The 19,096-nt window shown below is 72.4% G+C and carries 20 protein-coding genes; 7 read left to right on the forward strand and 13 right to left on the reverse strand.

The features are described from left to right. From A4V12_RS16280 to hemL, 5 genes are all read right to left on the reverse strand, one after another. On the reverse strand, nucleotides 1-765 hold the full coding sequence (locus A4V12_RS16280) for a cytochrome c biogenesis CcdA family protein (RefSeq protein ID WP_064070122.1): 765 nt from the start codon (nucleotides 763-765) through the stop codon (nucleotides 1-3). Nucleotides 766-781: 16 nt separating this feature from the next. Next, nucleotides 782-1,387, reverse strand: a complete 606-nt coding sequence (locus A4V12_RS16285; protein WP_064070055.1) for a TlpA family protein disulfide reductase — start codon at nucleotides 1,385-1,387, stop codon at nucleotides 782-784. Nucleotides 1,388-1,454: 67 nt separating this feature from the next. Continuing rightward, nucleotides 1,455-2,699 carry a hypothetical protein gene (locus A4V12_RS16290; protein ID WP_064070056.1) on the reverse strand — a complete coding sequence of 415 codons (1,245 nt, stop codon included), beginning with the start codon at nucleotides 2,697-2,699 and terminating at the stop codon, nucleotides 1,455-1,457. Nucleotides 2,700-2,874: 175 nt separating this feature from the next. Next, complete coding sequence (locus tag A4V12_RS16295; RefSeq protein ID WP_064070057.1) at nucleotides 2,875-3,570, reverse strand: histidine phosphatase family protein; 696 nt, start codon at nucleotides 3,568-3,570, stop codon at nucleotides 2,875-2,877. After that, on the reverse strand, nucleotides 3,567-4,874 hold the full coding sequence (gene hemL / locus A4V12_RS16300; protein ID WP_079137071.1) for a glutamate-1-semialdehyde 2,1-aminomutase: 1,308 nt from the start codon (nucleotides 4,872-4,874) through the stop codon (nucleotides 3,567-3,569). The genes A4V12_RS16295 and hemL overlap by 4 nt, the downstream gene beginning before the upstream one ends. A 302-nt stretch (nucleotides 4,875-5,176) precedes the next feature. Here hemL and A4V12_RS16305 point away from each other — a divergent pair, with 302 nt between their 5' ends. Further along, entirely contained in the window at nucleotides 5,177-5,758 is a 582-nt protein-coding gene (locus A4V12_RS16305) for a hypothetical protein (RefSeq protein ID WP_199831301.1), read from the forward strand. A 284-nt stretch (nucleotides 5,759-6,042) separates the two neighbouring features. Here A4V12_RS16305 and A4V12_RS16310 read toward each other — a convergent pair whose 3' ends face one another. The 4 genes from A4V12_RS16310 to A4V12_RS16325 form a co-directional block, all read right to left on the reverse strand. Continuing rightward, the gene (locus A4V12_RS16310) at nucleotides 6,043-6,582 is read right to left on the reverse strand and encodes a hypothetical protein (protein ID WP_064070060.1); all 540 of its coding nucleotides are present in this window, start codon (nucleotides 6,580-6,582) and stop codon (nucleotides 6,043-6,045) included. A 91-nt stretch (nucleotides 6,583-6,673) separates the two neighbouring features. After that, the gene (locus tag A4V12_RS16315; RefSeq protein ID WP_199831302.1) at nucleotides 6,674-8,659 is read right to left on the reverse strand and encodes a hypothetical protein; all 1,986 of its coding nucleotides are present in this window, start codon (nucleotides 8,657-8,659) and stop codon (nucleotides 6,674-6,676) included. After that, nucleotides 8,656-9,819 (reverse strand): 5'-methylthioadenosine/S-adenosylhomocysteine nucleosidase, encoded by a 1,164-nt coding sequence (locus A4V12_RS16320; RefSeq protein WP_064070061.1) that lies wholly within the window; start codon nucleotides 9,817-9,819, stop codon nucleotides 8,656-8,658. The genes A4V12_RS16315 and A4V12_RS16320 overlap by 4 nt, the downstream gene beginning before the upstream one ends. Further along, nucleotides 9,820-10,605: an NUDIX hydrolase gene (locus A4V12_RS16325; RefSeq protein WP_079137072.1), complete on the reverse strand. Its 786-nt coding sequence runs from the start codon at nucleotides 10,603-10,605 to the stop codon at nucleotides 9,820-9,822. Between the two features lie 208 nt (nucleotides 10,606-10,813). Here A4V12_RS16325 and A4V12_RS16330 point away from each other — a divergent pair, with 208 nt between their 5' ends. The 4 genes from A4V12_RS16330 to A4V12_RS16345 all read left to right on the forward strand — a co-directional run bounded on the left by A4V12_RS16330 (nucleotide 10,814) and on the right by A4V12_RS16345 (nucleotide 13,961). Continuing rightward, entirely contained in the window at nucleotides 10,814-11,353 is a 540-nt protein-coding gene (locus A4V12_RS16330) for a GNAT family N-acetyltransferase (protein WP_064070063.1), read from the forward strand. A 61-nt stretch (nucleotides 11,354-11,414) separates the two neighbouring features. Beyond that, nucleotides 11,415-12,164, forward strand: a complete 750-nt coding sequence (locus A4V12_RS16335) for a phosphodiesterase (protein WP_064070064.1) — start codon at nucleotides 11,415-11,417, stop codon at nucleotides 12,162-12,164. 153 nt (nucleotides 12,165-12,317) lie between these two features. After that, a complete protein-coding gene (locus A4V12_RS16340) occupies nucleotides 12,318-13,169 on the forward strand; it encodes an NAD(P)H-binding protein (protein WP_064070065.1) in 852 nt (283 codons plus the stop codon). 57 nt (nucleotides 13,170-13,226) lie between these two features. Beyond that, nucleotides 13,227-13,961, forward strand: a complete 735-nt coding sequence (locus tag A4V12_RS16345) for a Mut7-C RNAse domain-containing protein (RefSeq protein WP_064070124.1) — start codon at nucleotides 13,227-13,229, stop codon at nucleotides 13,959-13,961. On the opposite strand, the gene A4V12_RS16350 is transcribed toward A4V12_RS16345, so the two are convergent. Both A4V12_RS16350 and A4V12_RS16355 read right to left on the reverse strand, forming a co-directional pair. Then, nucleotides 13,958-14,494, reverse strand: coding sequence for a MarR family winged helix-turn-helix transcriptional regulator (locus A4V12_RS16350; protein ID WP_079137073.1), 537 nt, complete (start codon nucleotides 14,492-14,494; stop codon nucleotides 13,958-13,960). The genes A4V12_RS16345 and A4V12_RS16350 overlap by 4 nt on opposite strands. Before the next feature lie 169 nt (nucleotides 14,495-14,663). Beyond that, entirely contained in the window at nucleotides 14,664-15,224 is a 561-nt protein-coding gene (locus A4V12_RS16355; RefSeq protein WP_064070066.1) for a TetR family transcriptional regulator, read from the reverse strand. 193 nt (nucleotides 15,225-15,417) lie between these two features. On the opposite strand from A4V12_RS16355, the gene A4V12_RS16360 reads away from it, so the two are divergent. Next, a complete protein-coding gene (locus A4V12_RS16360; RefSeq protein WP_064070067.1) occupies nucleotides 15,418-16,836 on the forward strand; it encodes an FAD-dependent oxidoreductase in 1,419 nt (472 codons plus the stop codon). 100 nt (nucleotides 16,837-16,936) lie between these two features. Here A4V12_RS16360 and A4V12_RS16365 read toward each other — a convergent pair whose 3' ends face one another. Continuing rightward, nucleotides 16,937-17,644 carry an AAA family ATPase gene (locus A4V12_RS16365; RefSeq protein WP_064070068.1) on the reverse strand — a complete coding sequence of 236 codons (708 nt, stop codon included), beginning with the start codon at nucleotides 17,642-17,644 and terminating at the stop codon, nucleotides 16,937-16,939. A 51-nt stretch (nucleotides 17,645-17,695) separates the two neighbouring features. Further along, complete coding sequence (locus A4V12_RS16370) at nucleotides 17,696-18,181, reverse strand: hypothetical protein (RefSeq protein WP_107415417.1); 486 nt, start codon at nucleotides 18,179-18,181, stop codon at nucleotides 17,696-17,698. Between the two features lie 121 nt (nucleotides 18,182-18,302). Between A4V12_RS16370 and A4V12_RS16375 the strand changes: the two genes are divergently transcribed. Next, entirely contained in the window at nucleotides 18,303-19,094 is a 792-nt protein-coding gene (locus A4V12_RS16375; RefSeq protein ID WP_064070069.1) for an SDR family NAD(P)-dependent oxidoreductase, read from the forward strand. The last annotated feature ends 2 nt before the right edge of the window (nucleotides 19,095-19,096 follow it).

Consider the following 19,096-nt stretch of genomic DNA (forward strand, 5'->3'; position numbering starts at 1 on the left):
CTAGATCCCCACCTGGAAGCCTGCGGACCACCCTTGCATCTCCTGCACCAGGGTGTCCCACGCACCTGTGAGCAGCAGCAGACCGGTCAGGATCATCATCCCGCCGCCGGTCCTCATCACCCACGCATAGTGCCGCTTCACCCACGAGAAGGCCCCGAGCGCCTTGCGGAACGCGACGGCGGCGAGCACGAACGGCACGCCGAGGCCGAGGCAGTACGCCACGGTCAGCAGCGCCCCGCGGCCCGCGCTGGCCTCGCTGGCGGCGAGGGCCTGGACGGACGCGAGCGTGGGTCCGATGCACGGCGTCCATCCGATGCCGAAGAGCGCGCCCAGCAGCGGCGCCCCGGCCAGCCCGGACACCGGCCGCTTGTGGAAGCGGAACTCGCGCTGGGTGAACCAGGGCATGAGGCCCAGGAAGAAGACACCCATCAGGACCATCAGGACGCCGAGGACGGTGGTGAGCGTCTCGCGGTGGGCCTGGAGGGTCCAGCCGAAGTAGCCGAACAGGGCGCCGCCGGAGACGAAGACGGCGGAGAAGCCGACGACGAACAGGGCGGCACCGGCGGCCATCCTGCCCCGCCGGGCCTCGGCCAGGTCGGTGCCGGTGACGCCGGTCACGTAACTGAGGTAGCCGGGCACCAGCGGCAGGACGCAGGGGCTGAAGAACGAGACCAGGCCGCCGAGCACGGCGACGGGCAGCGCCAGCAGCAGGGCCCCGCTGAAGACCGTCTCGTTGCGGCCCAGGGCCTCGGCGGCGAGGAGGATCACAGGATCACGCCCGTCACTTCTCGGCCAGCAGCGGGTCGATCATCTTGCGCAGCCGGGTGTCGTCCAGCGCGGTGAGCGAGCGTGCGGCGATCTTCCCCTCGCGGTCGAGGACGACGGTGGAGGGGATGCCCTGCGGGTTGAGGGTGCCCTTGGGGAAGCCGTAGAGGACGAGCTCGCCGTCCGGGTCGTACAGGCTCGGGTAGGGGACCTCGTAGTCCTTCTCGAAGGCGAGGGCGGGCTGCTTGTTGTGGTCGCGGGTGTTGATGCCGACGAACTCCACGCCCTTGGCCTTGAGCTCGCCCGCGACCTTGGCGAAGTGCTTGGCCTCCGCGCGGCACGGGCCGCACCAGGAGCCCCAGACGTTCAGCACGACGACCTTGCCCTTGAGGCCGGCGACGTCGAGCCGCTTGCCGTCGAGGGTCTCGCCCGCGAGCTTGCCGGGTGCCTTGCGCTCGCCCTTGGCGACGGTGTCGACACCGCCGGTGTTGGTGACGAAGTTGGTGTTGCCGCCACCGCCGGACTTCCCGTTGGAGTCGCCGGTGCACGCGGTCAGCGTGAGCGCGGCGGCCAGGGCGCCGACGGCCAGGAGGGTGCCTCGGGGGGCGCGGCTGAAGCTCATGTGAAAAGTTTCGCATGTGCGTTCCGGGGATCTTGCGCGCCCCCCTGGCTGTCCGTGAAGCCCGATGTCAGGCGGACTTAAGGAAGCTGTTCCAGCCGCCGGCGGGCGATTGGCCGACTTCGAGCGTGCGCAGCTTGTCGAGGATCTTCGGGTCCTGGACGTCGAGCCAGTCGCAGAACTGCTTGAACGACACCAGCCGTACGTCCTTCTTCCCGGCCATGCCCTTGAGCGCCTCTTCGACGGCGTCCATGTAGATGCCGCCGTTCCACTGCTCGAAGTGGTTGCCGATGTAGAAGGGCGCGCGATTCGACTCGTAGGCGCGCCGGAATCCGGCGAGGTAGGCCTCGGCGGCCTGCTTCTTCCATTCCGGATAGCGCGAGGGCATGCCCTTGGTGGTGTTCTGCGACTGGTTGGCGAGGATGTTGTAGTCCATGGAGAGGACTTCGAAGGACCGGCCCGGGAAGGGGATCTGCTGGAGCGGCAGGTCCCACAGCCCCTGGCGCTTGACGGGCCACTTCTGGTGGCCGCCGGGCGAGCTGGCGTCGTAGCGCCAGCCCAGCTTGCGGGCGGTCGGCAGCAGGTTGTCCTGGCCGAGGAGGCAGGGGGTGCGGGCGCCGACGAGTTCCTTGCGGTAGTCGAAGGGCAGCGGTTCGAGGTCGGTCCAGCCGCTGATGGTCTTCCATTCGGTGACGAATTTCACCGCCTGGTCGATTTCGCTCTGCCAGTCCGCGGGGGTCCACTTCTCGACCGAGCCGGAGCCGGCGCAGAAGTGGCCGTTGAAGTGGGTGCCTATCTCGTGTCCGTCGAGCCATGCCTGGCGGACGTACTTCAGCGTCTGCTTGATGTGGTCGTCGGTGAGGTAGCCGATGTCGGAGGCGCCGGTGCGGTTGTTCGGCGGGCGGTAGAGGGTCTGCTTCGATTCCGGCAGCAGGTAGAGCCCGGAGAGGAAGAAGGTCATGCCCGCGTCGTGGTTCTTGGCGAGTTCCAGAAAGCGCGGGAAGAGACCGTTGCCGACCTCGCCCGCACCGTCCCAGGAAAAGATCACGAACTGCGGCGGGGTCTGCCCGGGCTCCAGCGGGACGGGCTTGTCGGGCTGGTTCGGCTGCTTTCCGGTGTCCGAGGTGGAGCCGTCGCCGATGGGACGCCCCTCCACCTTGCCGGGGCCGGGATCGTCCGCGCCCTTCCGGCCACCGCCCTTGCCGGACCGGTCCGCGGGCTCGTCCGAGCCGACGAGACCGCATCCGCCGACTCCGATCGCGGCCGCCGCTCCGACACCGGCTCCCAGGAGGCCCCTTCGACTGATCCCGCGCATATCGTCCCCATCCGCGCTCGCTCGATGCCGGACATACCTTCCAAACCGGCATTGAGGGAGAGGGATACGGCGGGAGGACGGTTCCCGCGATTACCACATAATCTTCTGCGTAACGAGGCGATTACCCGCCGCTGCGCGCCCGCCGGGGCGCCCGTGCGCCCCGGCGGATCGCGTTTCAGGCGCCGAACGCCTTGGAGTTGCCCTTGCCCTTGGCCGGCTTGGCACCCGCCAGCAGGTGCGGCGGCACCAGGTCCCGCGCCGGCTCGCTGTAACCGACCGAGACGATCCGGTCACCCCGGTAGGTGAAGGTGGTCAGGGACGCGAGCGTGCACTGCCGGCGGCGCGGGTCGTGCCACAGCCGCCGCCGCTCCACGAAGCTCCGGACGATCCAGATCGGCAGCTGGTGGCTGACGCAGACCGCCTCGTGCCCGCGGGCCGCGTCGCGCGCCGCGTTCAGCGCGCCCATCATCCGTACGACCTGGTCGATGTACGGCTCGCCCCACGAAGGACGGAACGGGTTGGTCAGGTGCCGCCAGTTGGACGGCCGGCGCAGCGCGCCGTCGCCCACGCCGAACGTCTTGCCCTCGAAGACGTTGCCCGCCTCGATCAGCCGCGCGTCGGTGGCGAGGTCCAGCCCGTGCGACTTGGCGATCGGCTGGGCCGTCTCCTGCGCGCGCTCCAGCGGGGAGGCGACGACGTGCGTGACGTCCCGGTCAGCCAGGTGCTCGGCCACCCGGTCGGCCATCCGCCGGCCCAGCTCCGACAGGTGGTAGCCCGCCCGCCGGCCGTAGAGGACCCCGTCGGGGTTGTGCACCTCGCCGTGGCGCATGAGGTGGACGACGGTGATGTCGTCGTTGCCCGTGGTGCTCATGCCGTGGCCTCCGCGGCGGCACGCGCGGCGGCCGGCAGCGCGGCGGCGATCCGCTCCACCGCGCGCTCGTCGTGCGCCGTGGAGACGAACCACGACTCGAACGCGGACGGCGGCAGGTAGACGCCCTGCGCCAGCATCGAGTGGAAGAACGCGGTGAAGCGGAACGCCTCCTGCTTCTTCGCGTCGTCGTAGTTCACGACCTCGGCGCCGGTGAAGAAGACGGAGAACATGTTGCTCGCCGTCTGGAGGCGGTGGACCACGCCCTCCTTGGTCAGCGCCTCGGACACCAGGCCCTGGATCTCGCGCGAGACCGCGTTCACCTTCTCGTACGCGGCGTCGTCCAGCAGCCGCAGCTGCGCGAGGCCGGCCGCCGTGGCGACCGGGTTCCCGGACAGGGTGCCCGCCTGGTAGACCGGGCCGGCCGGGGCCAGGTGCGCCATCACGTCGGCGCGGCCGCCGAACGCGGCGGCCGGGAAGCCGCCGCCCATCACCTTGCCGAAGGTCATCAGGTCGGGCGTGACGCCGTCGACGCCGTACCAGCCGGCCTTCGACGTGCGGAAGCCGGTCATGACCTCGTCGGAGACGTACAGCGCCCCGTTCTCGGCGCACAGGTCCTTCAGACCCTGGTTGAAGCCGTCGCGGGGCGGGACCACACCCATGTTGCCGGGCGACGCCTCGGTGATCACACAGGCGATCTCGCCGGGGTGCGCGGCGAACGCCCGGCGCACGGCGTCCAGGTCGTTGTACGGCAGGACGATCGTGTCGCCCGCCTGCGCGCCGGTGACGCCGGGCGTGTCCGGCAGGCCGAAGGTGGCGACCCCGGAGCCGGCGGCGGCCAGCAGCGCGTCCACGTGCCCGTGGTAGCAGCCGGCGAACTTCACGACCTTGGCGCGGCCGGTGAAGCCGCGGGCCAGCCGGATCGCCGACATGGTGGCCTCGGTGCCCGACGACACCAGCCGCACCTGCTCGACCGGCGCCACGCGGGCGACGATCTCCTCGGCGAGCGCGACCTCGCCCTCACCGGGCGTACCGAAGGACGTGCCCCGGGAGACCGCCTCCTGCACGGCGGCGATCACCTCGGGGTGCGAGTGGCCGAGGATCATGGGCCCCCAGGAGCAGACGAGGTCGACGTACTCCCGCCCGTCCGCGTCCGTGAGGTACGGACCCGTACCGGACACCATGAACCGGGGCGTACCACCCACGGCCCGGAAGGCACGTACGGGAGAGTTCACGCCGCCGGGCGTCACGAGGGACGCGCGGTCGAAGAGCGTCTGTGAGACTGGGGCTTCGTATGAATACGGCACGTTGGTCCTGACCTGCGAGAACGAATTGACGGCAGCAATGCTCGGGCATGGCGGCCGGGGCGAGGGTGTGAGCCCTCCTTGAACGGCCCGCCTGTCCGCGACGTTGTTTACGACGAGGCGCCGGACCTCCGGGTCTGCGAAACTGGGGCGTCAAAGGGAATGCTCACGGAATCCATGGTGTCAGAGGCCCGGACGTTCTTGCGGACAGGTGTTTCACCACACGTCCGTGGGGGAGGTCACTGTCACGATGATCGGGTTGCGCGGCGGGGGCTGTGCTACCCAAACAGCAGTCGGGTGGAGATATGCATCGCGGTGGCGGACTGGGCGAGGGGACCGACGACCTGGGTCCTGAGCGTGCCCGTCGGGGGAAGCACCGGCGCGAGCAGGACAGAGCCGCCCTGGGCCCGGTCGGCCCGGTCGGGAGCGGAAGCGGGGGTGGCCGGGGCATGGGGGTGACCTACAAGTACTTCGGCGCGCCCAACGGCGCCACCGCCGCCCGCGTACCGATCTCGATGCGGCCCGAGGAGCTGGGCGGCGACGAACTGGGCATGGGCGGCATGTTCACCAAGATCAAGCCGGAGACCATAGCCGCGATGGTGCTCACCGGCATCCAGGGGATGCCGCTGCACAAGGTCCCCCCGCTGGAGCTGGTCGTGCTGCACCCCGACTACGCGGTGGTCAAGCTCCCCATGACCGTGGTCGACCCGCTGCGGGGCATCGGCGAGGAGTCGGTGGGCGCGGCGGCCTTCATATGGTCGACCGTCCCGGACCGCGGCGGGCCGCGGGACGCGTTCAACGTGTACCAGCTGCTCCACGAGTGGCAGGACTTCTCCGTCCGCCTCCACGAGGCGGGGCACCAGCCGTACTGCCTGGTCTGGCCCTGAGGGCCGGCGGGCCGAGCCGCTCCGGCCCTCCGCCGGCCGCCGGCCACCGGGCGGGCACGGTCTAGGGCGCTTCTTTTGGATCAGGCCGGCTCAGGGAGCGGGGTCTGGTGCGGGCGGATGCAAGGCGGAGGTGGGGGTCCCCCCGCCGAAGGCAGGGGGAGGAGCCACTGCGGTGGGGGCACCTCCCGTGTCCGAAGGGCTACGGGGGACATTGGCGACCGACGACAACGCCGCAGACGCGCGTGCCAGGGCACGCGAGCCCGGCAAGATCTGAAAGAAGCGCCCTAGTGCTCCGCGTAGCGCAGGAACTGCCAGCCCAGTACGGCCAGGGCGAGCGTCTGCGCGAGGGAGACGATCACCAGGAGGGGCCGGACGGCGGGCGAGCACCAGAACGCGGCCAGGCAGATCATCGGCAGGACCAGGTACGTGAAGAGGTCCACGGCGGTCTGCAGGCGCTTGCGCGTGGTGCGGCGCGCGTCGTCACGGTGGTAGACCTCCCAGCCGAACACCGCGCCGGGGGCGCCGCTGAGCTCCGCCAGCCGCGGTCCCAGCCGGTCCCGGATGTAGTGTCCGACCGCCGAGATCTTCTCGTCGTTGACCAGGTACGTCCAGCCCAGGACCAGGCAGATCACGGGAACCGCGAGCAGCAGGTGGGTCTGTCCGCTCTCGACGGTGAGCGCCAGGACCGCGGTGGACGCGGCGAGCGTGAAGTAGAGCAGGTTGTCGCGGAAGCCTATGCGGGTCTTCTGCTCCTCCTTGATCCGGTCGTACTCGGCCAGCAGCACTCTGCTCTCGGTGACGTCCTCCGCGGTGGCCGCGGCCACTGCCGGGACCGGGTCCCGGCCGGGGCGGCGAGCGGGCGGGGCGCAGGGCTCCGGCGCCCCGGCCCCGGCCCGTTCCGCGGGCACGGACGACTCAGTCGGCAGCATGGAAGGGCGGCAGGTTGTTGGGATTGTTCCGTTCGATCCAGCCCTTCCCGTCCGCCGCGATGCCTTCCAGGAGGCGGAAGGTGTGGATGAAACCCGCCGCGTTGAGGTTGATCTCGGCGATCTCCCGGGGGCTTTCGTCCGGTGCCAGTTGGTGGGTGTCGGCGTCCTTGACGCGAATGTTCCTGGCCGGTCCGTTGGTGAGGACGAGTTCCAGGTCGTAGCCGGTGTCGGCGCGTTCCGTGACCTGCACCGAGGACAGCGCGTCGAACCGGTAGTTGCTGCGCTGCTCGTTCCCCCGCCGCGCGTCGGTGAAGTCGATCTCGGTGCTGATCTCCCGCACCCCGTCCTGGGTGATCAGGAAGAGGCGGAAGCTGTAGCGGGAGTACCGCCAGGGGCCGCCTCTCACCCGCCCGCGCTTGTAGGGGCGTGCGGGTGTCACCAGGAGGGTGTGGGTGATCAGGTCGCGCCAGCCGAGCTGGTAGTGGCGGAGTGCCTCGTCGACGAACAGCGTCTTGTCGCAGGTGAGCCAGGTCTCCATCTCCTGCTCACTGGGGCGGGTGGTGTCGAGGTACGACTTCCAGGCCTGGTAGGCGTTCTGCCGCGCGGCCAGCCGCTCCTCGTACTCCCGGGTCTCCTCGGCCAGTCGGCGCTCCTCCCCCTGGGCCTCCAGCCACGAGGACGCGGCCTCGCGTCCGGACCAGACCGCGCCGACCACGGCCAGCAGGGCCAGCAGCATCCGCGACCCGTCCCCGCCCGAGGCCACCGTTCCGAGCAGGGACAGGGCGGTGAGGCCGAGGGCGGCGAGGGCGAGCACGCACAGCGCCTTCGCCGGCGCGGGCGTGCGGTGCCGGTGGGGGTGGTCGAACAGGGTGCCGCTGTTGTGGCGGTCCCGGGCGTCCTCGGCGAGATGGCGGATCAGCCAGTTCACCCGGTCCACGCCGATGCGGCTCTCGCGGTAGAGCAGCGCGATCTCGGTGACGAGGCCCTCGCGGATCGCGGCCGTGTGGGCGAGCCAGTCGTGCGGGGCGAGCCCGTGGGGCACGCGGTTGCCGAAGTAGTGGTCGAACGCGTGACGGACGCGGTTGGTGAACCCGTCCCCCATGGCGGCGGGATCACCCGCGTACGGGTTCGGGGGCTCCTGCTCGTCGGCCTTCCGCCGGTGCTCCCGGTACGACCAGAGGCGGCCGAAGTGGGCCGCTGTCAGGCCGGCCCCCAGCGCCACCAGCAGCTCGACGATCGCCGCGGCCGGGTCCGAGATCAGCGCCAGGATCCAGAGGAACGCGGTGACGGCGACGAACAGGCCGGCCCGGATCGGGAGGGCCGCCCGGGCGGCGGCCGCGGTGCTCGGACGGGGCGGCAGGGCCCGCGGCCCGATGGGGTCGGGTTCGAAGTAGGCCCAGACCCTCTTGGCCCGGTCGTTGCCGAAGCGGGCCGCCGTGGCCCGCTCCCGGTTCTCGGCCCACAGGCTGTCCTTCAGCCCTCCGGTGAGCACCAGGTCGAGGTGGTGGAGGAGCGCGTCACGCCGACCGGGCGACAGGGCCCGCAGCCGCTCCAGTACGCGTGCCGGTTCGCCGTCCGCGGTGCCGAGCATCGCCAGCAGGGCGAAGGCGACGCGCAGGGCGTCCTTCCACTCCCCCTCGGCGTAGGTCCGTACGAGCCCGGAGGCGTGGTGCAGCCGCTGCACTTCCTCGGTGCTGAGGTCGTGGTAGGCGCGCGCACTGAGCATGGCGAGGACCCAGTGGAAGCGGACCTCCGCGTTGTCGTGTCCGTGGGCGATCGCGTCGCTGATCATGTCCCGGGCCCGGCTGGGGATGCCGTCCTCCAGGAACCGCACACCGACCCTGTACTTCTCCTGGGGCGACGCGTCGGGGTGGACGAAGTAGACGTTGGAGTTGTGTACGGTCTCGGCCTGGATCCCGACCGTGGAGTCGTACGCGGCCGAATGGTGCGTGACGTGGATGCCGTCGTTCATGCCATGCCTCCCGCCGCACGGACCAGCGGTGCCAGCGTGGCCACCAGCTCGGGGCACTCCGCGACCAGGCCGCGTAACCTCTTGAGCGCCATCACCGCCCTCTTGGGCGATCCGGGGCCGCTCTCCCCCGCCGCCCGGCGGGCGAAGCCCAGCTCGGCCAGCGCCTCTCCGTAGGTGTCGTCGTCCAGGGCGCCCTCGGCGTGGTGACGCCTCAGGTGCTCACGGAACCCGTCCAGTTCCCCGAGCAGGCCGGCCGGAGCGGCCGCCTTCGGTACCGCGTTCATGTGGACCGTGCTCTCCTCGACCGTGCCGGCCATGATGCCGACGGTGCTGTGATGGGCGGTGTTGCTGACGTGCCCTCCGGGCCGGTCGGCCGTACGGGCCCCGTCCGCCTGGGACATGGCGGTCCCCTCCTGTTCTGCGACCAGTTCCACGGCGAGCCGGGTGGCGAACGCCGCCGCGTTCGCCGCGGCCCGTGGCTGCCGGTCGCGGTCCTTGGCGCTGTTCTTCGTGCCGTCCGCCCGGTCGCTGATGCCCCGGATGATGGCCACCGGCGCCCCGCTGAGATGACCGGCCTGCGCCACACCGGCGGCCTCCATCTCGATCGCGAGCGCGTCGTTGTAGTGCTGCCGGATCCACCGGGCCTCGGCCGAGATCCTCGAGTTCTGGACGATCTCGCCGGCGGCGATGGCGCCGAACCGCACCTGTGGCGCGCTCCTGCGGCCGGGTGTGTCGTCGGCCCAGTCGTCCATGCGGGCCACGTGCGAGCCGAGCTGGCTGATGCCGTGCGGCGCCTCCCACGCCCGGGGACGGGCCTTGAGGCCGTCGTCCTCGCTGGTCCCGCCGTGGTAGGCGTACACGTGGGTCGCCATCACGACGTCGCCCAGCCTCGCGCTGTCCCACAGGGCGCCGGCGACGCCGACGAAGAACACGGCCATCGGCGAGAACTCCTGGATGGCCCGCTCGGCGATCACCGCGGCGGAATGGTTCCCCTTGTTCGTGAGACCGAGCGCGACACGGCATGACGTGCCCTGCACGGTTCCCACCTCGAACCGCGTCCCGCGCGCGTGCCGGTGCACCTGCGGAGCGGCCAGTCTCCGGCGTACGGCCTGGTACTCGAGGTTGAGGGCGGTGAGGATCACCACCAGGTCTTTCGACATCTACTCCCCTTCCTGTTTCGCGTCCTGTTCCGGTGCGGACGGTGCGGGTTCCTCCGCGGACGGCACGGGTTCCTCCGCGGACGGCACGGGCCGGATCAGCGGCGGGTACAGCACCGTCCTCGGCCCGGCCCGGTACAGCCGCGCGGGCCGTCCTCCCGTGGTCCTGCGCGCCGGGCCGGCGGGGACGATGAATCCCTTGACGGCCTGGACCTTCCGGTAGAAATTGCGGGTGTCGAGCTCGGTTCCCCAGACCGCCTCGTACACCTGCTGCAACTCGGTGATGGTGAAGAGTTCCGCGCAGAACGCCGTGGCGAGCGCCGAGTGTTCGAGCTTGGTACGCGCCCGTTCGACCCCGTCCGTCACGATGCGGCGGTGGTCGAAGGCCAGTTCCACCGCACCGGACAGCACGGCCTCCACGGGGACCCAGGCGGCATCCGAGGCGTCCGTTCCCGCGACCGGTTCGGGGAGTCCCGGCGCGATCGCCAGATGCGCCACGGAGACGACCCGCCCGCGAGGATCACGGCCGGTCGCCCCGTAGACGGCCAGTTGCTCGAGGTGCACACACTCGGCGACGAGAGCGGTTTCCTCGCTCAGCTCACGATGGGCGGCGTCCAGGATCTCCTCACCGGCGTGCCCGAGGAATCCGCCGGGCAGAGCCGGCATGCCTTGGAAGGGATCCTCGCCCCGCTCCACGAGCAGGACGCACAACCGCCCCTCACGCAGCGTCAGGATCACCAGGTCCACCGTCAGCAGCACGGGTGTGGGTGACCACTCGTCAACTTGCATGGGCAACACCGCACTTCGGTTCCTGTCAGTTTAACAAGAAGGGTCGCACGAAGGCCTCCAGTGCGGTATGGCGGAGCGGGACGGAATGACCCGGGAGACGCGACGGCACCGGGGGCCGCGTCAGCGCGCCCGGCATTGCCCGGCGGCGGCCCGTCCGGCGGTCGCCGGCAGCCCCTCCGGTGTCGGAGGCCCGCCCTAGAGTGCCGCCATGGGAAGCGATGTGTCACCGGTACGTATCGAGGCGTGGTCGGAGCGGGACCTCGACCTCCTCCGGGCCGTCAACGCGCCGGAGCTGATGGAGCACCTGGGGGGTCCCGAGACCGAGGAGCAGCTGGTCAAACGGCACCAGCGGTACGTCGACCTGAGCGGGGACCGGACGGGCGCGGGGCGGATGTTCCGGATCGTCCTGCTGCCGGAGGAGGTGCCGGTGGGCGTGATCGGGTTCTGGGAGCAGACCTGGGACGGCATACGGGTCTACGAGACCGGCTGGACGGTCCTGGGCGGTTTCCAGGGGCGAGGGGTGGCGACCGCGGCCACGGCGGCCGTGGTGGACCGGGCCCGTGCGGCGCGCAAGCACCGCTACCTGCACGCCTTCCCCTCCGTGGACAACGGCGCGTCGAACGCGGTGTGCCGGAAGGCGGGCTTCGCGCTGCTGGGAGAGCGCGACTTCGAGTATCCGCCGGGTCACCTGCTGCGCACCAACGACTGGCGGCTGGATCTCAAGGCGGGCCCTCCACCGGCGAGTTAATGGCTTAGGGTCGACAAACCATTAGGTGCCGCCCGGCGCCGCCACCGGAGGGGGCTCTCCCATGCTGCTGGCCCACATCAGCGACCTGCATCTCGACGGCACGGAACGCGCGACGGAGCGGTCCGCCCGCGTCGTCGCGTACCTCCGGAGCATGACGCAACGGCCCGACGCGGTCCTGGTCACGGGCGACATCGCCGATCACGGCGCACCCGGCGAGTACGCCGAGGCGGCGCGCCTGCTGGGCACCCTGGACGTCCCCGTCCTCACCTGCCCGGGCAACCACGACGAGCGCGCCGCGTACCGCAAGGGGCTGCTGGGCGACACCGAGGGGGGCACCGGGCCGGTCAACCGGCTCCACCACGTGGCCGGGCACGCGCTGCTGCTGTGCGACTCGACCGTCCCGGGCGAGGACGCGGGCCTCCTCGGCGACGAGACGCTCGACTGGCTGGCCCGCACCCTGGACGGGCCGGCCCGAGGGGTCCCGGCGCTCGTGGCGTTCCACCACCCGCCGACCCTCCTGCACCACCCGTACATCGACTCCCTGAATCTCGCGGACGCGGACCGGTTCGCCACCGTGCTGGAGGGGCGGCCCCAGGTGCGGGCCGTACTGACCGGCCACGCCCACACGCCGGCGGCCACGACCTTCGCGGGCCGCCCGCTGCTGGTGGCGCCGGGCGTCGTCTCGACGCTGCGCCTGCCGTGGGAGAGCGGGGACGGCGTCACGCACAGGACGGCTCCGCCCGGAGTGGCGTTCCACGTGGTGGAGCCGGACGGCGGCCCGGTGACGACGCACTTCCGGGTCGTGGCGTAGGCGCAGGGGCACGACGACGGCAGGGCGGCGGGGGCGTAATCGGGTTGACCCGCCGCCCCGCAGCACGGATATTCATCTGCGTAGCGCAGCTAATGCGTGACGCAGATGACTTCGCGGCCGCCGGCCGCCGCACCCTCAAGGAGCACGCCCACCATGACCCTCCTCGTCACCGGGAGCCGGGGCCGCGTCGGCTCCGCCCTGATCGACCTCCTCCACGGCCACGGCGTCCGGGTGCGGGCCGGCTCGGCGGACCCCACCGGCCTCACCCCGCCCGCCGGTGTCGCGACCGTCCGGTGCGACCTGGGCGATCCCGGGACGTTCCCCGCCGCCCTCGACGGCGCCGACTCCGTGTTCCTGTACGCCGACCCGCGGCACGCCGACGCGTTCGCCGCCGAGGCCCGCGCCGCCGGGGTCCGGCACATCGTGCTGCTCTCCTCCAGTTCCGTCCTGTCGCCCGACGCCGAGGCCAACCCGATCGCCGCCTCCCATCTCGCCGTCGAGAGGGCGCTGGCCGCCGCGTCGGCCGACGGCTCGTTCGACGTCACATACCTCCAGCCGGGCGCGTTCGCGACCAACGCCCTGCAGTGGGCACCCGCGATACGGACGGCGGGCGTCGTGGACCTCCCGTACCCGGAGGCGGTCGGTGACCCGATCCACGAGGCGGACGTCGCGGCCGTGGCGTACACCGCGCTGACCGACGACCGGCTGCGCGGCTCCTCGTACGTCCTGACCGGCCCCGAGGCCCTCACCTTCGCCGAGCAGCTGACGATCATCGGGCGGGCCGCCGGGCGGCGGATCGGCATCGGCACCGTCACGCCGGAGGAGTGGAAGGCGTCGGTCGCGCCGTACGTGCCGGCGGAGTTCGCCGACGCGCTGCTCGACCACTGGAGCGCCTGCGCGGCGGGGCCGGTGCCGCTGACCCGGACCGTGGAGGAGCTGACCGGCCGCCCGGCCCGGACCTTCGCCCGGTGGGCGGCCGACCACGCCGGCGCCTTCCGCGGCTGAGCCGGGGGCGCGGAAACTCCTGGCTGGTCCGTCGCGCCCGGTGGCATGCTGAACCCCGTGAACGGACCGGAGATCCACATCAGTTTCGCGCCCCGCCTCGGGCTCTTCGTCGCCGCCCGGCACCGGGCCGGCCGCTCCGCCGTGGTCACCGACGGGGCGTCGACCCTCGGCCACGTCGTCGAGTCGCTCGGCGTCCCCCTCACCGAGGCGGGCCGGCTGCTGGTGGACGGTCGGCCGGTCACGCCCGCGCACGTCCCGGCGGCGGGCGAGCACGTCGAGGTGCTGGGCGTCGAGCGGCCCCAGCCGGTGCCCGGGGCGCCGCTCCGGTTCCTGCTCGACGTCCACCTCGGCACCCTGGCCCGCCGGCTGCGGCTGCTCGGCGTGGACGCGGCGTACGAGAGCGAGGACATCGGCGACCCGGCGCTGGCCGCCTGGTCGGCGCGGGAGCGGCGGGTGCTCCTCTCGCGCGACCGGGGACTGCTGCGGCGGCGCGAACTGTGGGCGGGCGCGTACATCTACAGCGACCAGCCGGACGAGCAGTTGCGGGACGTGCTGGAGCGGTTCGCCCCGCAGCTCGCCCCCTGGAAGCGCTGCACCGCCTGCAACGGCCCGCTCACCGACGCCGACAAGGACGCGGTGCGCGAGCGGTTGGAGCAGGGGACGCGACGTACGTACGACGTCTTCGCGCAGTGCACGGAGTGCGACCGGGTGTACTGGCGCGGCGCGCACCACGCCCGGCTGGAGGCGATCGTGGAGAACGCGCTGCGCGAGTTCGGCGGCGCGGCGGCCTAGGTCGTGTCCGGGGCGCCGCGGGCCGGGCGGGACTTCGCGGACTCGGACGCGGACGCGGCCCGGCCGGCGGGCGGCTCCGCGCGGAGCCGCTCGATCTGCGCGGCGCCTAGCTCGACGGTGCGCCGCATGTGGGTGGTGAGGAAGGCCAGCTGCTCATCGGTGTAGGCGTCGAACATCGCCTCCCAGGGGGCGTTCAGCCGCTCCCACAGCGCGCCGAGCTCGGCCATCCGCTCGGGCACGGTGGCCACCAGCACCCGTCGCCGGTCCCGGGCGTCGCGCTCGCGCGTGACATACCCGGCCCGCTCCAGCCGGTCGACGAGCCGGGTCGCGGAGCCGGTGGTGAGCCCGGTCAGCCCGGCGATCCGGCCGGTGGTGACGGGTTCCCGCTCCAGGGCGAGCAGGTTGAGGCACTGCACGTCGGTGGGGTGCAGCCCCACGTGATCGGCGACGGCCTGGTTGAACAGGGCGTAAGCGGCCATGTGACGGCGGGCCGCACCGGACAGCTCGGCCATCAGCCGCTTCCTTGGCACCATGCCGGGAGTCTACGGAAACCGCCGCCAGGGGAGTGCCCGCACAGGCGTCCGCCCTGGGGGCGGTCCGGGCGTGACCGTGCGGACACGGACAAGGGCTCCACGATCCAGGGCTGTACGAATCAGGGCTGTACGAATCAGAGCTCCCGCGCGGTCAGGGCTCCCGCACGAATCAGGGCTCCCGCGCGGTCAGGTACCGCTGCACGGTCGGCGCCAGCCAGGCGACCACCTCCTCGCGCGTCATCCCGACGGCCGGCGGCAGCCGCAGCACGTACCTGGCCATGGCCATGCCGAGGATCTGGGAGGCGACGAGCGCCGCGCGGCGCGGGGCGTCGGCCGGGTCGGGGCACACCCCGGCCGCGATGGGGCCGAGCTGCGCCCGGAAGACGTCGCGCATCCGCTCGGCGCCCGCCTCGTTGGTGACGCCGACCCGCAGCACACCCGTCATCACGTCGTCCTCCTCCCAGCGTTCGAGGAAGTGCGAGACGAGGACCGCGCCGATGTGCGTGGCGGGCAGGGCCCCGACCTCGGGCAGGCGGAGGTCTATCTCGGAGGCGGCGGCGAACAGCCCCTCCTTGTTGCCGTAGTACCGCATCACCATCGAGGGGTCGATCCCCGCGTCGCGGGCAATGGAGCGGATGGTGGCGCGCTCGTACCCGTCGGCGGCGAAGCGCTCCCGGGCGGCTTCGAGGATGGCGGCGCGGGTGGTGTCCGAGCGGCGCGGCGATGTCATGCCAACAACTGTAGGCCCACAAGCGTTGACACGCCAGCACGGTCGGGCCTACCGTTGCCAACAAGCGTTGACCAACAAGCGTTGGCAAACGGTGACCGACCACGGTCACCGGGGGGCACCCCCGCGGCTCCGCGACACCGCGGCACCGCGTCGCACCTCGTCCCCGCACCGCCCGGACCACCGAGGAGCAGCCATGAACGGCACGGCCGGCACGGACACCGACGTCATCGTCGTGGGCGCGGGCCCGACGGGACTACTGCTCGCGGGAGACCTCGCCTCCGCGGGCCTGAGCGTCACGGTCGTCGAACGGCGACCGCACGGGATCAGCAACCTGACCCGCGCGTTCGGCGTGCACGCCCGCACGCTCGAACTGCTCGACGCCAGGGATCTGGCCGACGAGCTGGTGAAGACCGGCACCCGGCTCACGCGGCTGCGGCTCTTCCGCAGGCTCACGCTCGACCTGTCGCGGCTGCGTTCGCGGTTCCCCTTCCTGCTCATCACCCCGCAGTACGAGGTCGAGCGCCTGCTGGAGCGCCGCGCCGTCGCCGCCGGCGTGGACTTCCGGTACGGCGCCGAGCTGCGCGCCCTGGACCAGGACGCGGACACGGTGACCGCCGAGGTCGGGGCCGCGGACGGGACGGGGACCACGCTGCGGGCCCGCTACCTCGTCGGCGCCGACGGCCACCGCAGCGCCGTGCGCCGGGCACTGGGCCTGCCGTTCCCCGGCCGCTCGGTGATCCGCTCGATCGTGCTCGCCGACGTCCGCCTGGCCGAGGCGCCGGACGAGCTGATCGCCGCCGCCGGCTCCGGCGACACCTTCGCCTTCGTCGCCCCCTTCGGCGACGGCTGGTACCGCGTCATGGGCTGGGACCGCCACCGCCAGGTCGGCGACGGCGAGCCGGTCGACCTCGACGAGGTGCGCGAGATCGCCCGCCGCACCCTGGGCTCGGACCTCGGGATGCACGACGCCCGGTGGCTCTCCCGCTTCCACAGCGAGGAGCGCCAGGTCCCCGCGTACCGGACCGGCCGCGTGTTCCTCGCCGGGGACGCGGCGCACGTCCACTCCCCGGCCGGCGGACAGGGCCTGAACACCGGCCTCCAGGACGCGGCCAACCTCTCCTGGAAGCTCACCTCCGTCCTGCGCGGGGAGGCTTCCGACCCCGAGGACCTGCTCGACAGCTACCACCGCGAGCGGCACCCCGTGGGCGCGACGGTGCTGCGCAGCAGCGGCACCCTGGTGCGGCTCGCCATGGCCCGCGGCCCCCTGCAGCGCACGGTCCGCGCCCTGGGCGCCGGATTCATCAACGCCGTCCGCCCCGCCGCCGCCAGGGCCATGGGCCAGATCACCGGCATCGGCATCGCGTACGGCGCCGGGCGCGGCGCCCACCGCCTGACCGGCCGCCGCGCCCCGGACATCGAGCTCACCGAAGGCCGGCTGTACGAACTGCTCCGGCGGGGCGAGTTCGTCCTCGTCGCCCCGCAGGGCGCCGCACCCCAGGGACCCCACACCCCCGTGCCGGGACGGGTCCTCCGGGCGAGCTGGGCGAACCGCGACCGGCAGGACACCCTGCTCGTCCGCCCCGACGGCTACATCGCCTGGGCCACGGACTGACCCTCACCGCAGCGGGACGGACACCGGCCGGAGGTGCCGTCCCGTACGGACACCGGCCGGAGGGAACGCCCCGCACACCGCTCGCGGGCCCGCCGGCCGGTCATTCGAGCACGTGCCGCAGGTACGCGCGGGGGTCGGCGAGGTACCGGCGCCAGTGGTCGACGAGCGCCAGCTCCCGCCATTCCACCCGTCGCAGCCCGTGCTCCCCCACCTCGACGATGTCCGCGCCGGGCAGTGCGGTCAGCAGCGGGGAATGGGTGGCGCAGACGACCTGACCGCCCCGTTTCACCAGTTGGTCCAGGTGCCCGAGCAGTTCGAGGCAGGAGGTGAAGGAGAGTGCCGCCTCCGGCTCGTCCATCACGTACAGCCCGGGTTCGAGGAACTTCCCACGGAACGCCGCGAGGAAGCCCTCGCCGTGGCTCATCCCGTCCGGCGCGAAGCCCTCACGGTCCAGCGCGTCCAGCGCCGTCTCGGCCCGCAGGAAGAACCCCTTGCGGGCGGCCCTGCTGCCGAGCATGCGGCGCCCCCGGGGAGCCGCGTCGAACCGGATCCGCTCCCCCAGCACCGACTTGCCCCGGTCGGTGGCGTACCGCCAGTCGTGCGAACCGCCCCAGGAGTCCAGCCCGAAGCCCTCGGCCAGCGCCTCCACCAGTGTCGACTTGCCCGAGCCGTTCTCCCCGACCAGGAAGGTCACCGGCGCCGTGAAGCGCAGCCCCTCCTCCAGCAGCAGCCGCACGCACGGCACCGACCAGGGCCACGCGTCCTCGTCGTGGGCGGCCACGTGGGCGTACGCACGTTCGATGATCACGTACCGAGTCTGCCCGTCCGCCGGCGCCCCGGGCAAACGGCGGAACGCCCGTCAGAAGACGTACGGATCGCCGGTGGCGAGGACCAGCACCCGGTGGTCGTTGTCGGCGGGGTTCCGGTCGGTCGCCCCGCCGTTCCACGCCGTGGACACCCGCAGGGTCAGCTCCTGCACCGGCGCCGGCACCGCGCCCGCGACGGGCAGGCCCAGCACCGTCTCGCGCCGGGTGCCGTCCACCCGCAGCGGCCCGGTGGAGCACAGCACCTCCCGCTCACCGGCCCGTACGCACCCGCCCGGCAGTACGTGCCCGGCGGCCGGCGCGACCGAGAAGGCCAGCCGGACCGTCGTGTCCTCGACCGCCGACGGCCCCCGGTTCTCGCTCAGCAGCACGATGTCGAGCCGCCCGTCCGCATAGGTGACGTGCCCGTGGTGCGACACGTCCGCCTCCGGCGCCACCCTTCCCGCCGCACCGCCGCCCGCGCCCAGTACCGCCGCCACGGCGACGGACATCACCAGCAGGCCCCTGCACATCGCAAACATGACCAGAACATACCTATATGACCGGAAAGGAGCCGTCTCCCCCGCCGCTCCGACGGGATCTTCGCGGCCCATATGCTGGCCGCTCACCGGCCGTTCGCTCACACGCGCGAGGAGTACCGCCATGACCGCCGCCACCCCCGCCGGCCCGCCCGACCTGACCGGCCCGCCCGTCGCCGTCGTGACCGGCGCGAGCAGCGGCATCGGCGCCGCCACGGCGCGGCAGCTCGCCGCGGCCGGTCACCACGTCGTCCTCACCGCCCGCCGCAAGGACCGCGTCGAGGCCCTCGCCGCCGAGCTCACCGCCGCCGGCCACCGGGCCACGGCGTACGCCCTCGACGTCACCGACCGCGCGGCCGTCGACGCCTTCGCGGCGTCCCTGGAGCGCTGCGACGTCCTCGTCAACAACGCGGGCGGCGCCCTCGGAGCCGACCCCGTCGCCACCGGCGACCCCGCCGACTGGCGCTGGATGTACGAGGTCAACGTCATCGGCACGCTCCACATGACCCAGGCGCTGCTCCCCGCCCTGACCGCGAGCGGCGCGGGCACCGTGGTGGTCGTCTCCTCGACCGCCGGCCACGCCACCTACGAGGGCGGCGCGGGTTACGTCGCCGCCAAGAACGGCGCCCGCGTCCTCGCCGAGACCCTTCGCCTCGAGATCGTCGGCACCCCGGTCCGCGTCATCGAGGTCGCGCCCGGCATGGTCAGGACCGACGAGTTCGCCACCACCCGCTTCCGCGGCGACACCGAGAAGGCCGCCAAGGTCTACGCGGGCGTCCCCGACCCCCTCAGCGCCGACGACGTCGCCGACACCATCACCTGGGCGGTCACCCGCCCCGCCCACGTCAACATCGACCTCCTGGTCGTCCGCCCCCGCGCCCAGGCCTCCAACACCAAGGTCCACCGCGAGCTGTGACC

The sequence above is a fragment of the Streptomyces noursei genome (assembly GCF_001646665.1).
GTDB classification, from domain to species: domain Bacteria; phylum Actinomycetota; class Actinomycetes; order Streptomycetales; family Streptomycetaceae; genus Streptomyces; species Streptomyces lavendulocolor.

What these genes read in the sequence shown, in the direction of transcription:
- A4V12_RS16320 (WP_064070061.1), bottom strand. Translation starts at nt 9,819, where the DNA reads ATGTCGAAAGACCTGGTGGTGATCCTCACCGCCCTCAACCTCGAGTAC.
- A4V12_RS16350 (WP_079137073.1), bottom strand. Translation starts at nt 14,494, where the DNA reads ATGGTGCCAAGGAAGCGGCTGATGGCCGAGCTGTCCGGTGCGGCCCGC.
- A4V12_RS16285 (WP_064070055.1), bottom strand. Translation starts at nt 1,387, where the DNA reads ATGAGCTTCAGCCGCGCCCCCCGAGGCACCCTCCTGGCCGTCGGCGCC.
- A4V12_RS16305 (WP_199831301.1), top strand. Translation starts at nt 5,177, where the DNA reads ATGCATCGCGGTGGCGGACTGGGCGAGGGGACCGACGACCTGGGTCCT.
- A4V12_RS16335 (WP_064070064.1), top strand. Translation starts at nt 11,415, where the DNA reads ATGCTGCTGGCCCACATCAGCGACCTGCATCTCGACGGCACGGAACGC.
- A4V12_RS16315 (WP_199831302.1), bottom strand. Translation starts at nt 8,659, where the DNA reads ATGAACGACGGCATCCACGTCACGCACCATTCGGCCGCGTACGACTCC.
- A4V12_RS16325 (WP_079137072.1), bottom strand. Translation starts at nt 10,605, where the DNA reads ATGCAAGTTGACGAGTGGTCACCCACACCCGTGCTGCTGACGGTGGAC.
- A4V12_RS16370 (WP_107415417.1), bottom strand. Translation starts at nt 18,181, where the DNA reads ATGTTTGCGATGTGCAGGGGCCTGCTGGTGATGTCCGTCGCCGTGGCG.
- A4V12_RS16330 (WP_064070063.1), top strand. Translation starts at nt 10,814, where the DNA reads ATGGGAAGCGATGTGTCACCGGTACGTATCGAGGCGTGGTCGGAGCGG.
- A4V12_RS16295 (WP_064070057.1), bottom strand. Translation starts at nt 3,570, where the DNA reads ATGAGCACCACGGGCAACGACGACATCACCGTCGTCCACCTCATGCGC.
- A4V12_RS16360 (WP_064070067.1), top strand. Translation starts at nt 15,418, where the DNA reads ATGAACGGCACGGCCGGCACGGACACCGACGTCATCGTCGTGGGCGCG.
- A4V12_RS16355 (WP_064070066.1), bottom strand. Translation starts at nt 15,224, where the DNA reads ATGACATCGCCGCGCCGCTCGGACACCACCCGCGCCGCCATCCTCGAA.
- A4V12_RS16290 (WP_064070056.1), bottom strand. Translation starts at nt 2,699, where the DNA reads ATGCGCGGGATCAGTCGAAGGGGCCTCCTGGGAGCCGGTGTCGGAGCG.
- A4V12_RS16340 (WP_064070065.1), top strand. Translation starts at nt 12,318, where the DNA reads ATGACCCTCCTCGTCACCGGGAGCCGGGGCCGCGTCGGCTCCGCCCTG.
- A4V12_RS16375 (WP_064070069.1), top strand. Translation starts at nt 18,303, where the DNA reads ATGACCGCCGCCACCCCCGCCGGCCCGCCCGACCTGACCGGCCCGCCC.